The organism is Agrobacterium sp. CG160-95, from assembly GCF_053521725.1.
In genome coordinates, this window is record NZ_JBNWDU010000003.1 from 283279 (window position 1) to 295833 (window position 12555).

The 12555-nt window shown below is 55.8% G+C and carries 9 protein-coding genes; all 9 read right to left on the reverse strand.

Translation table 11 applies throughout. The features are described 5' to 3' along the window. Positions 1-58: 58 nt before the first annotated feature. Complete coding sequence (locus ACQZ63_RS12695) at positions 59-253, reverse strand: hypothetical protein (protein ID WP_019567041.1); 195 nt, start codon at positions 251-253, stop codon at positions 59-61. Between the two features lie 19 nt (positions 254-272). Then, positions 273-782 carry a hemagglutinin repeat-containing protein gene (locus ACQZ63_RS12700; RefSeq protein WP_019567040.1) on the reverse strand — a complete coding sequence of 170 codons (510 nt, stop codon included), beginning with the start codon at positions 780-782 and terminating at the stop codon, positions 273-275. 83 nt (positions 783-865) lie between these two features. After that, positions 866-1108, reverse strand: coding sequence for a DUF7683 domain-containing protein (locus tag ACQZ63_RS12705; protein WP_019567039.1), 243 nt, complete (start codon positions 1106-1108; stop codon positions 866-868). A gap of 207 nt (positions 1109-1315) precedes the next feature. Beyond that, a complete protein-coding gene (locus ACQZ63_RS12710) occupies positions 1316-1444 on the reverse strand; it encodes a hypothetical protein (protein ID WP_019567038.1) in 129 nt (42 codons plus the stop codon). A gap of 154 nt (positions 1445-1598) precedes the next feature. Beyond that, positions 1599-1847, reverse strand: coding sequence for a DUF7683 domain-containing protein (locus ACQZ63_RS12715; RefSeq protein ID WP_019567036.1), 249 nt, complete (start codon positions 1845-1847; stop codon positions 1599-1601). A gap of 11 nt (positions 1848-1858) precedes the next feature. Continuing rightward, positions 1859-8848 carry a hemagglutinin repeat-containing protein gene (locus ACQZ63_RS12720; protein WP_448799244.1) on the reverse strand — a complete coding sequence of 2330 codons (6990 nt, stop codon included), beginning with the start codon at positions 8846-8848 and terminating at the stop codon, positions 1859-1861. Between the two features lie 43 nt (positions 8849-8891). Next, positions 8892-9344 carry a hypothetical protein gene (locus ACQZ63_RS12725; RefSeq protein WP_112154190.1) on the reverse strand — a complete coding sequence of 151 codons (453 nt, stop codon included), beginning with the start codon at positions 9342-9344 and terminating at the stop codon, positions 8892-8894. A gap of 18 nt (positions 9345-9362) precedes the next feature. After that, the gene (locus tag ACQZ63_RS12730; protein WP_448799245.1) at positions 9363-11243 is read right to left on the reverse strand and encodes a ShlB/FhaC/HecB family hemolysin secretion/activation protein; all 1881 of its coding nucleotides are present in this window, start codon (positions 11241-11243) and stop codon (positions 9363-9365) included. 379 nt (positions 11244-11622) lie between these two features. After that, the gene (locus ACQZ63_RS12735) at positions 11623-12426 is read right to left on the reverse strand and encodes a hypothetical protein (RefSeq protein ID WP_448799246.1); all 804 of its coding nucleotides are present in this window, start codon (positions 12424-12426) and stop codon (positions 11623-11625) included. Between the last annotated feature and the right edge of the window lie 129 nt (positions 12427-12555).

Consider the following 12555-nt stretch of genomic DNA (forward strand, 5'->3'; position numbering starts at 1 on the left):
CGGCTTTTATTGGTAATCGTACGGCATGTAGCGGGCTAGCGGAAGTTGATAAAAACTATTATTTCAAATAGATAAGCAAGCATTTCCCGTCCTTTTCCCCCACAAGACTGATCGGTCGAACATCATCACCTCCATCGATAGATATCTCTACCGGCAAGCCTTGATTTTCAAAAGACTGAAGTTCCTTTATCAACTCTTCAATGGTTTTCCCATTATTAACCCAATCCTTATGATCTGTGTTTTTGACGCTCATTATAAATCCCCTATACGTTTCAGATTTGTGTCGTAAGTTCCGAGGCGCGTCCCCTTAACGAGACAAAGCCATCGCCGGAACCGGCACCAACGCCTGACTTTTTGGACGACGAGGCGCTGTCATGGTGTTCTTGGGCGGCGATAACTGAGACGCTTTCGCCTTCGACGGCGATGTTTTGGCCCGCGGTGACACTCGAGCCGGCAATTGCGAGATTTTTGCTGGCATTGAGGTTCACATTGCCGGATGCAGCGAGTTCGGACCCGACCGTCTCCTCGTCATAGGTGTGATGCCGCTCACTTGCCTTCGACAGGGAACCGGATCTGGAATTCGATGTGTCCGTCTCCATGAAGTTTCTGCCCGCACTGACGATCAGGCCGCCGCCCACATCGATATTGAGATCAGCCGCGACCCTGTCAGGCGCCGCGATCCGGCTGCCGATGATGTTCAGGTCGCCTGATCCAGCCGTGCCCGCAGAGACGGAGACGTTGCCACCGGCCGTCAGCGATGAACCCTTTATGCCTGCTGGCATCTTCCGCACCTGCTTGGTAGGAACACGCTGGTCAGTGCTGTCACTGTAGCAGCTTGTTTGCGCACCGTTTAGGTTACAATTCGCTAAACTGACTTATAACCTGCGAAACAGTCATATTTCTCCAAGTCAAATCTGAACCCATACCGCTGAAAAAGCTTTTCGTTCGCTTCTGCGTTAATTTGATACTCTCCATATAGAAGTGGATCTTCGTCGGGTACGTTTAGCACTTCCCTAAAAAATTGAAGATCACTTTTTTCGAGCTGTAACATGTTCACGAGTGCAGCACTCTCGCTTTGGAACATGCTGATGATTAAATAAATTCCCATCGCCGCACCTCACATTCTTGTACTTCGACCAGGTTTCCGCGCTTTGTTTGCTTCCCAGTTTTAGGATCGTATTCACCTAAATGTTCTTCCCATTTTTATCATGTGGAAAACGAAGAAGAGGCGTGGTGCTGCTGATGGCCAATACAGGCACAGACGCCAATCCTGGAGGACAGTCCCTCGCAGACGGCTGCCGATCCTCATAGCCTGCTAGAAACCAAGCCCGGCTATGGCCGTCTCTGTGACGGCGTTGACGCCGCCGCTATCCGAAAGGCGCTCGGCCGAGCGCATGATGCTTTTTGCTGCCTTGCCGGCCTGACTGGTCACCGGAGTCGTCATTCCAGAAAAATTTTCTCATGCATCTCATGATAATTGGTTCGGTCGTTGACCGTCAGGAGGTTGATATTGTTACGGGCAAAGAGGGTCCACATCGCACTTGGTGGAGAAAGGAGTTCTCTAGCTAACAGTAATTTCCGTAATCGCCACCCGCATTCTAAGCTGCTTCTGCCCCGAGCGCGTAATCGAATTCGCTGAAAGAAAATTCGAACCCATACCTTTCGACCAGTTTCTCTGCCAGTTCTTCACTTAAATCGTAATAATCATACATACATGGATCGTCAGCTTTGACCTCGAATATTGTTTTCAGATATTCGAAATCTTCACTTGGAATACGCATCTTCTTGACAAGGAATCTACTTCCCTTCTTTTCAAAGGCAGCAATATACCGTTCAACCTTGTGCATAACAGGCTCTCCTACTTTGGCGTCGACCGCCCGGGATCTCCCGGCTTTGTCTGCTTTCCCGTTTTAGGATCAAATTCTCCAAGGTGCTTTTTACCAGTCTTGTCATAGACTTCTACTGCACCGTGCTGCTTATCCCATTCGTAAATCTTCCCCTTGCTATCAACCCAACGGGGTCTGCCCCCAACGCCACGCACTTCCTTCAAACCCGGGAAACCTGTAATTTCTTCAGTCTTAGGTTTTGGGTAATACTGATGATCGCCATTCTTCCCTCCTGTATTCTCACTGAGGACAACATTCGACATACCCGCATTTGCGAGAGTCTGCTGCATATCTGTCAGCATTCCCGGCGTCATAGTCTGATTGCCAATCGTGCCACCGGTAAGGAAAATGGCGCCGCCGTCATCGTAGACTTCAATTGTTAGGCTGGCCCTCACGCCATCCGGATATGTGACCAATATCTGTCGTTTTGGCTGATCTCCATTACCGGTAACAAGAACCGTACTGCCGTCGCTCCCTGTGAACTTCTGATTGATCTCTTTACCAGTGCTGGTTGTCGAGGCCAGCAGGAAGGCACCCGCCAGCCCTGCAACCGTGGCTCCAGTGGCGCCAATAATGCCGCGAACGATGTTGGTCATTTGCCGATAGTCCGTGAGGCAGTCCACGGCTTGTGTGGCCGTGAAATATTTCATCTGACCATTCGGCAGCATTACTGCACATGCAGACTGAGCGTGTGCGGGTGTCACTAGCCAGTCGAATATGCTGAAATCAGCAGCCCCTTGCCGACCGCACTCCTCAAGTTGTGCCTGAACCTTTGGATCATCGAGAAACGGGAATATTTCTTTTGAAAGCGCGGCTTGCTCGGGCGTTCTTTTGCCGTCCTGAACCATGCGATCCAGGGCTTCGCCAAACGCATCAGTGATCGTCTTGCCCGCCTCAACGGCGGCCTTCAGACTGTTGGTCGACAGATAGACCTCAAGACCGACATGCTTGTCCTTGGTGATTTCGTAGGCCTTGTCGGGATCGCGGTTGAGTTCGTCGAGCGGCAGGGTGGAGGCGCCGCCGGTTTCCAGCGCCGCCTGCTGTTCCTTGTCGCGAATGACAATGTCTCCGGGACCGACGGTGGCGCGGACGCTCTGGCGGGTATCGTCGAGCTGATAGCTGCCTTCGAGCGTGCTGTTGCCGACCGGATTGACATCGGTTCCTTTGCCGCCGGTGAGATCGAGGCCGAGATTGGCGCTGAAGCCCTCATACTGCTTCTGGCCCTCAAAGTTCTCATGGGTAAGCGTGCCTGTGTCGAGAGTGAGATCACCCGAACCGGACACGATCTTGCCCGCTCCGAGATGGGTATTGCCACCGACGGTGACATCCATCGTGTCCGCGGAAACGAGACCCGACTGTTCGGAAACCCAGTTCGTCGACCCGGAGCCCGCACCGCCACCGATCTGGATACCGGAGATGAGGCTCTTCCCCCCGCCGAGGCTAAAGCCGCCAGAGGTGGATTTGTTCGTGATCTCGCCGGTATCGGGAACGGAGACGATGGTAAGATCGCCGCCGATGTCGACCGTCACCGTCTCACCGGCAACAAGCGCCCCGGCGAGTGTCGTGTTGTTGCCGGACTGGATGACGATGTCGCCGGTACCGGTGACGTGGCTGTTGACCTGAGTAGTTCCGTTGACGTTCGCCCTGGCCGTGGAAGCGCTGGCGCCGCCTGTCAGCCCGACGCCGACGCCACCCGACAGGCTGACGCCGCCGCCAATACCGATACTGGCGCCGGCGGACGTGCTGCTGGACGACGAGCTCTGCGTCGCCACGGCGCTTTTAAGGGTGACGTCCTTGCCAGCCTTCAGCGTAATGTCGCCGACCTTGTCGTCGGCACTATCGACCGGCAGGCCATCGGCGTCGTAGCCGGTCGAGATCTGCACGCCATGGCCGGTGATATCCCCGGATGCGGCTTCGATCATCACCGAGCGGCCGGCATTGATTTCGGTGGTGACAGGAACAGAGCCCGCCCCCGCCGCCTTGTCCTTTGTATAGGTGAAACCGGCGGTAAGCGAGGCCGAAGCGACATTGCCGTTGACGACAGTGTCGAGCGCATCATAGGCCTTGAGCGATGCAAAGGCAGCATTGGCGGCAGAATAGCCGTCGTTGATGGTCGTAAGCTTCTGCGCCGCGTTGCCGACGCTGTCGGCAGCGCTGACCAGCGAGGTCGAGACCGATAGCGTCACGCCGGCAAACATCTCCTCATGCATGTGTTCGTAGTTGGACTTGTCCTGCGCCGAGAGAAGGTTGACGTTACGGTCTGCGAGGATGACAACATCACGCTGTGCGGACACCTCAGCCGCCTGCAGGTTAGCATCACGACCTGCTGATATCGTGAGGTCACGACCGGCAAACAGGATGGATCTGGCGTTAGTCTCTGATGACTGGCTCGTCTGATCGACCGACTTACCGTAACCGATACCGATGGATGCGCTGCCATTGCCTGATTTCACCTGAATGCCGAAGCCTGAGCGCTTTTCTTTCTCCTGCGATGAGGCGCTTTCTGCCCCGGGAGTGATATTGACGTCGCGGGCTGCATCAAGCGTAATATCCTGACCGGCTGCGATGGACGAGCCGATGACAGTCACGTCGTTCTCGCGTGCCGTGAGCGTTACATCGGTCCCGGCAGTCAGCAAGGAGCCAACGTTAATAGTAGACGATTGGCTCTTTTCTTTCTGTTCTTTGCCCCAGAGCGAGAGGAAGCCACCTCCAGACCCCGCAAACAGGCCGGACTTCTTGCTGCTGCTTTCTAGCGCATGCTGCTCCTCGGCCCCGATGATGGCGACACTATCACCCGCGACGCTGATCGCATCGCCTGCCGTGACATTCGAGCCAGCGATGACGGTGTTGCCGCCAGCATCCAGTTTGATGTTGCCGGAGGCGGAAAGCTCGGAGGCGACTGTAGCTTCATCATAGTTGTACTGTGTTGAGCTCTTTTTCGAGAGAAAGCCCTTGGATGAGGAACTCTGCTCGAACTCCGCGGTATTCTTGCCCGACGCAATCAGCAAATTCCCGCCTGCGCTGACGTTGATATCAGCTTTGTTGGTCTCATCGCCGGCCGTTACGTTGGAGGCGGAGACGACGGTGTCTCCACCTGAGACGATGGACACACCATTCCCGCCGCTGACCGATGATCCGACGACGGCCTGCGTTTCCGTGTGACTCGTCGTCTGTTTCTTGCCGCCGAACAGGCCGCCCTTTTTCTTGTAGGTGTAATCGATCGTGGTGGTGTCGACAGCCTCGGCAATTGTCACGTCGCCGGTCGCTTTCAGCCCGACCGTCCCATCGGCGGCAATCATGCTGCCGATGACGTTGAGGCTGCCGCCTGCATTGGCTGAGACCGATCCGCCCGCAGTGATCTCGGAGCCCTGACTTGTGGTTCTAACAACGGTTGTCGAACTCCGCTTGTCGCGCAAGGTGCTGGTTGTCGACCGTTCGGTCACGGAGATGTTGATGTCTCCATTCGATGTCAGGCCCAGATTGCCGCCTGCTTTCACCTTTGCATTGGCCAGCAGAATGCTCTCGTTCCCCGTCAGCGAGGCATTGCCACCCGCCGTGAAGGTGCCGCCGATCGCCGCGATCGACGAACCGGAAACAGTCAGATCACCAGCCGATGCAATCATGCCTGATGTTGCAAGCAGGCCAGTATCGATTGTCACCTGATTGCCGGCGATCAGCGCGCCCGCAGAATTCAATCTTTCCCTGTCATTGGCGGCGAGATGTAGTACCGGCGCAAGAACGGTCGTACCGTTCACCGTCTGCCACTCATATACGACGACGGATTCGGTGAGGCTGGCGATCTCCTCAGCCGTAAGCGGTTGGCCGAGCGGGCGCTGGTTCGCTCCGAGATAGGCAGCGCCGTTATCAAGGAGCTGCTTTATCTGAGCGATCGAATCCTGCCCGGTAAAGCCGGAACCCGTCGCCAGTCTGAGCTGCTGCTCAATATATTGGTTCTCGAAATAGGCGTCCCCAAGGAACTGGATCTGCCGGTCCGGCTGGTAGCCGATGCGGCCAAGGAAATAGCTCGATCCGTAGAATTTCGAGACATCGAGGAAGGCGGCACGCGTTTCATAGAGGAACGTCTGACCGGGAATAGTGCCGCCAAAGCCACCGGACTGCGGGGTTGCAACGGAGCCGAGTGTGAACAGCGCACCGCTTGCGGTCATGCCAGCGAGCAATCCGGTGGGATCGCTCGAAGGCGTAGGCGCTGCCATAGCGACATGGTCGGTGATCGTACCTGCTGCGACGGTATTGTTAACGGCACCAAAACCGGTAATACCCAGCGCTCCGCCAGAGCGGATCGCCGCGGGAACACCGCCGATCGCCTCGACGCTTTCTACACTCCGTCCTGGCCCGATATCCTTTGACGCATCGCGCGTTCCAAAGGGACTGGGACCAGGCATGGCGACCTGCCATGAACCTTCCCAACCACCCGTGTCGCCGGTCGTTCTCGTTTCCTGCCACTCATAGATGACATCAGGATAATACTGGCAGCCACCTTGTTGGTTACAATTGAGCGAAGTGGTACGCTGCAATTGCAAACCGAGATTGTTAAGAGTGCCGGAGCCAACAAGTGTCATGCCGGAGCCGGCTTCGATGTTGCTATAGGCATTGGTGAGATCGACGGTATCGACAAAAAGCGTATTGCCCGCCTTGATTGTCGCTGCGGGGCTACCAGCCGATGTGAGACGGTCTTCAGTCACATCACGATAGACATGGCGGATGGGCGCACCAATGACGAACTGCTTGCCAGCGAAAGAGACGGGAGATGAACAATCTCCACATTCGCGTGCATAATAGGTGTCATAAGCCGACACGAGTGCGTTTGAGATTTGCTGGCTCGTATAGGTCGGAGCCACGCTTTTCTCGTTACGCAGATTTGCCGTCAGGATCGAAATATTGCGACTAGCCGAAATTAGACCTGAACTGTTGACCGTAGCAGCATTGCGCGCGCCAGAAGCGCTTCCAGCAATTGTGAGGTCACGACCTGCGACAATCGCCCCCTGATCATTAGCCAGCACGCCGCCCACGAAAAGTGCCGCGTCGTTACCGGCATAGATGAGCCCCGTGGCGGTGTTGGTCAGGTTGCCGGCGATATTGAGGGTAAGATCATTGCCAGCAGCCAGCTGACCGGCGTTGGCAAGTTGCGAAAGCGACAGCGTCAGATCATGGGCCGCAAGAATATTGGTCGCTTCATTCGCAGTGAGGCTACCCGCTTGGATCGCGATGTCACCTGACCCCTCCACGGAACGAGCTGTGCTGCTCGCGGTGACAGCATTGAGCCGCGCACCCGTCAGATCTGTCGTTCCAGATGAGGTGAGATCAATGCCACCTGACGTTAGCGTGCTGTTGGTGAGATTAATATTATTGGCATCGATGTAGAGCGTGCCGGATGTGGCAAGTCTGCTCCTGTTATTGGAAAGGTCGGCATTTTGCTGCCTGATCCTGATGTCGCCCCCGGCGGCCGTGCGTTTGTCGAAGCTGATGACACCATGTGTCGAAGACAGCAAAACGTCTCCGTTTGCCTCGAGACTGTCATAGCGGATGTCGCTGCCAGCCGAAGCCTGCAAATTCCCTTCTGCAAGCACGAGCCCGGAAATCCCGAGATGAAGGCCGGAAAGCAGCGCCAAATCGCCTTTCGAAAGCAGCGAGCCCGCTGTGATCGCGCCTGAGGCCGCCGTTAGCGAGATGGCCGCGCCAGACTGGGCCGTGCCGCTGATGGCAATGGAGCCAGCCCCGGACCACAGCGAAACGGGTCCGGTAGCCGACGCGTCGGCCAAGGCAATACGCCCATCTGCCAGAAGGTTGACTGCACCACTGGCCCCGAGAGTACCGGCAACATCGATGAAGCCGGCCCCACCATTGATCAGAATATCCTCTTCAGCACCGATCGAAGCGACCTTGGTGTCCTTGCCCGCCTTGACCGACACCGACTTTTTCGAGGTCAGACGACCAGTTGAAACACTTCCCTTCGAGGAAATGTTCACGCCGTTATTGCCAGAGGCATTGCCGATCGAGATTTTGCCGTCGGCCGACAGCGAGAGCTCCCCGGCATTGGCGGCCATGTCGCCGCGCATGCGAACGCCAGCGCCCTTTTCCGTGACCACCATCTTGATGCGGCCGGCCTGCATCGCCCCGAGTGCGGAACCATCAATTGCATATTCAGGTGTTCCGGAGGTCGCATCGAGCGGTGTCGCTTCACCAGTGGCATAATCGAACTTGCTCTTACCGGCCGTCAGGCGCAGGTCCTCGCCATAGATCGTGCCGTCGATCTGGATGGTACGGGATACGACATCAAACAGACTGACTGCACCATCACCGAGCGCGAAATTTGCACCGTTCGGACCGAATGTAACGTCGCCACTATTGACCGTGAAGCCATTGAGACGTCCATCAGCGCCGATGTCAGGCACACCCGTCGTCAGCGTGGCGCGTGGCGTGTTGATGAAACCGCAGCCGTTGCAGGTGATCCCGTTCGGATTGGCGATAATGACGTCGGCGCGGCCGCCGAACACTTCGGTTGGACCGAGAAGCGAACTGCGGTTCTGCGACGTCACCTCATTGAGGATGACAGTGGCAGGACCTTTGCCTTGCAGGTTTGGATTGCCAGGTGTTACGCCACCCAGTTTCGACGTACCGATCTCACCATTGAAGTTGTTGAGGATGACACCCGGCGTGCCGACGTTGAAATTGTTGTATTTGTTATGCGACAGACCCTGACCATTTGGAGTGACGATATCGATCAGCGGCACGCCGTTCGGAGCCGCGCCAACACCCGGACGATTGATTGCAGCCGCCCCCACATCCGGCGCGATCTCCTGCGCCCGCAGCAAGACCGGCTGAAACGCCATGACGAAGCTCAAACCAGCGGCGACAAGTTTGCGAACGAGTTTTCCCGTTTCAATGGGCGCTGCCGTTTGGCCGCTCGTATCGCTCAATGGGCGCTTCACTGCTCGTGTCATCGCTGGTTCACCTTTTTACGCTGTACTATGGGAGTGAGCGGGATCAGTTATCGTTTTTGCTGGATGGCGACGAAGAGGGTTTGCTTTCGAGTTTTTTGTAGACATCCGCCAGCTTCGACTGCGGGGCCGGGCATTTTTTGCTTTTGGCAATCTCGCCAAGGACCTGATTGCGGTTACGCAATGCGTCGATCTCCAGTTTCTCTGGCGATTTCGGATCCATAAAGAAAAGAGCCGGCCAAAACAGAAGAACACCTGTCGCACCGAGGACGACGTTTTTACCCTGCGCATCGGATCGTTCTTTCACCGTTGCCAGGACCTGCCGTTCGTTAGCCTCGAATTCGCGCTTGATGCCGGCGCAATCGAAAGCGCTGTCGGCAGGGTTTGTCGAGGCAACCGGATGCGCTGCCCGGCCACCGCAACCGGAAACGACACTGGCAGTCGCGACAAGCGCGAATACGACAGACAATTTGGGGGCGTGAAAAGAAGATTTGACCATAATATTCTCTTTTGAAGCCTACCAGCGTGCCGTCACGCTGGCGAAAATGAGATTGCCGCGTCCGTGACTGACGCTGCTGGAAAATGCCTGGGAGTAGCCAAAATCGGCACTGATGTTTCCGCCAACGAGTTTCGCACCAACGGTCCAACTCGCGAGATAGCCGTCTGGAATATCGAAGCGATGCTGCGAGAACACGCGGCCATAATCGAGGGCCAGGTAGGGGCGTAATTCGCCCAGAACGGGCGCCAGACTTGTGCCCTCCCATGGCATTGTCCGCCAAACCAGTTCGTTGCGGCTGAAAAATCCGTTGTTACCGAATATGACGCTTTCCCTTGAGCCCCGTACGTTGCTGGAGCCACCAAGCCCGATCTGTTCTGCGCCAAACATGTTATCGGGCGAATATTGGGCATTGAGGAGCGTCGTTAACTCGAACCGCTGGCCAGCCGCCTCGAACGGCCGCGTCGCGCTGACGGTCGTGTTGAATTTCAAAAACCGGGGATCCGCCGTGCCCGCCCCCGGCTCTCCGGCCTCCACGGCGTCGAAGAGATCAAGACCCTTATCAAGGGCAAAATCGAGAGCGATGACGCCACCCAGAATTCTCTGTGAACGCGACAAGCCCAGACTGCCAATCGTGTATCGACGGCTTCCCACCTCAATTCGATTGCCGAGAAGAAAGTTGTCGGTCTGCTTGTAGGTGAGACCGCCTCTAAGGGTCGTGATAGAATCCTTGTCGCGCAGAATGACGCGATCTATGCCAAATCCAACCTGACCGGAATTGCCCGAGGTTTCGATCGGCCCAAAATTGCCGGGAATGGTGCTGTTATACTCGTACCAGGAGCCATTTGTTGAAAACGTCCAGTATCCATAAGGTACGCTTGTATTGACCGAATAGCTGTTGCTGTGCCCGCGGCCATCGTCGTCCCAAGGATAATCCGGGCCGCTCCGACCGTAGGAGAACCCCAACTGATCATTGATGCCCAACAGGTCGTCGAAGCCGACGGAAACATTGGTCTGGGAGTAACCGGTACTCTCTTGACCGAGGTTGTTGTTGGAAATGCTCGCGTACCAGCGCTTGGCGGGCTTGTTCTCGACGTTGAGGATGGACGTGCCGTCCTCTTTGCCCGGCAACATGGAGGTTTTCGCGTCGTTCGATGACAGCCGGTTGATCTGGTCCAGCCCCTGTTCAATATCGCGAATATTGGCCACCTCACCCTTCACGCCGGGAAAAGCCGTCGCGAATGAACCGTTTCGCTCGGCTGGTTGGCCGTTAAGGTAGATATCCGAGATCCTACCCTCGACGACGACCAGCCGCAGCAATCTTGTTCCGGCAATATCCTGTGGGGGAACGTAGGCGCGCGAAGTCACAAATCCCTTGTCCAGATAAAGGTCGGTGATGGCCTTAAGCAAGGCGGTAATATCCGCAACGCCGACGCAGCGATTGTCGTAGCGCTTCGTGACTTTTCCGACCGCAGCGCCAGACAGCCTTGTCGCACCTTCGATCTCTACACGTGAAATATCGAAGCAAGGACCAGCGGATTTCGCGTCGCCTCCCGGCGCCCGGCTCTCACGACCAGCGACGCCATCAGGCGTAACCTGTTTCAGGTTTTCCAGCCGCTGCAACTGTTCTTGTTGTTCTTGCCGCCGGGAAAAATCATCGGCGGGCGACTGTGCAGTTGCCTGCCCTGACGCGATCAGGCCTGCAAAAAGCGCAATGACAAAGGTCCGCTTGAAACTGTTTCGCGCGCTCTTCGGGGAGTTGGCTAAGATTTGAGCGGCCGGCACAATTGCGAGACAAAAGTCAGGAGGGACTAGCCGTCGGAAACCAGGAATGAAAGCAGCAAGTGGCATATTTCGGAGGCCTGCATTTGAAATGAAGTTTTTCGCGGCAATGCCGCCCATGCTTCACTCTGCAGCTGTCCTTGCTGTCGATCCCCTACCGGGTACATAGATCAGTTCATCTGATCCAAGAAGCGTTAAAGTAGTAAGTTTCTTTACGAGACGATAGTCTTTAGTCATTTTCTGAAAGAACCGTAAACATTAGAAATTCACGAAATAATCAATCTTGCCAACATCATGGCATGGATATTATTTTTCATCCGTGAATTTTAAGCGCGACCCGCCAATTTCATGCCCTTCGGTTCTTCGAGTCAAATAACAACCAGAAGTTACTGCAATGCGCATCTCTCTGCAAGACCGAGATGAAGACCAAAGTTAAGGAGAAACTAAAATTGTTTCTGGGATGGGTGTGAAAAGGCGATGAGACTCGCGACAACAGTGACTAGAACCGGTACGTCAACCCGACAACCGGTCCACTCAGCCGTGAATCGAAGACATAACCGTCGCGCGAGTAATCAACGTCGAGCACCTTATAACCTGCCGAGACCGACAATGTGTCGGTAAAGATGTAGTTCACCGTCGCGAGTGCTGACCAGGTGAGATCGGAACCCGCGCCGAAACCGCCGATATCCACCTGCCCCTGAACGGACAGCTTGTCCGTGAGGCTGAAAAATGCGCGCGCGCCGATGACGGGATCCACCCAGCCGAAACTCTCCCTATGACTGGCGGAAACGCTGCCGATCAGTGGGTGGCTGGCAGTAACCGCAACGTCATTGGAAATACGCCAGAAGCGCCCGCCGGCAAGCGCGTCGAGAGAAAATCCGTCCGCGTCGATAAGACGATAACCCGCCTGCAGTGTTGCCATGAATTCCTGTGTGTCGACAGTCGCATCAATGGCGGCACCGGCCGGCAAGGTTGGCAAACCTGGAATTTGCAGCGCAGGCAGCGGACCGGCTGCCTTGCTGTCGGTGGTATCGACATACATTAAATCGCCGGAAAGAACGAAACGGTCGTAACGTCCCCAGATGTTGAGAAACCCACCGAAATTGAGATCATCCATGACATCTGAAAAGGATTTCTCCACATGGAGGGTCGGGGCACGTTGGAACGGCGACACGTTGCCATTCAAGCCGGTCGCCCAGAGATAACCCGTCGCCTGAAATGCCCAGTCTGGTGCCACATCAACCGGCGCGGGTGTGGCAACAACGTCGTCCGCAGCTGTGGCCGCGGTTGCGGAAAAAGCCATAAGGACCGAAAAAATTGGTAATTTTAGCAATGCCTTCCCCCCCGACAATCGTCCGCAGCTAAGCCTATTTGACTTCCGGCAACAAGTCCGATTTTCTATCATACGCTGTATCTTGTGCCGCGAACACCG

Excerpts from the sequence above, each read along its gene's own strand:
- ACQZ63_RS12710 (WP_019567038.1), bottom strand. The coding sequence starts at position 1,444 with ATGACGACTCCGGTGACCAGTCAGGCCGGCAAGGCAGCAAAAAGCATC.
- ACQZ63_RS12695 (WP_019567041.1), bottom strand. The coding sequence starts at position 253 with ATGAGCGTCAAAAACACAGATCATAAGGATTGGGTTAATAATGGGAAA.
- ACQZ63_RS12730 (WP_448799245.1), bottom strand. The coding sequence starts at position 11,243 with ATGGGCGGCATTGCCGCGAAAAACTTCATTTCAAATGCAGGCCTCCGA.
- ACQZ63_RS12700 (WP_019567040.1), bottom strand. The coding sequence starts at position 782 with ATGCCAGCAGGCATAAAGGGTTCATCGCTGACGGCCGGTGGCAACGTC.
- ACQZ63_RS12725 (WP_112154190.1), bottom strand. The coding sequence starts at position 9,344 with ATGGTCAAATCTTCTTTTCACGCCCCCAAATTGTCTGTCGTATTCGCG.
- ACQZ63_RS12705 (WP_019567039.1), bottom strand. The coding sequence starts at position 1,108 with ATGGGAATTTATTTAATCATCAGCATGTTCCAAAGCGAGAGTGCTGCA.
- ACQZ63_RS12720 (WP_448799244.1), bottom strand. The coding sequence starts at position 8,848 with ATGACACGAGCAGTGAAGCGCCCATTGAGCGATACGAGCGGCCAAACG.
- ACQZ63_RS12735 (WP_448799246.1), bottom strand. The coding sequence starts at position 12,426 with ATGGCTTTTTCCGCAACCGCGGCCACAGCTGCGGACGACGTTGTTGCC.
- ACQZ63_RS12715 (WP_019567036.1), bottom strand. The coding sequence starts at position 1,847 with ATGCACAAGGTTGAACGGTATATTGCTGCCTTTGAAAAGAAGGGAAGT.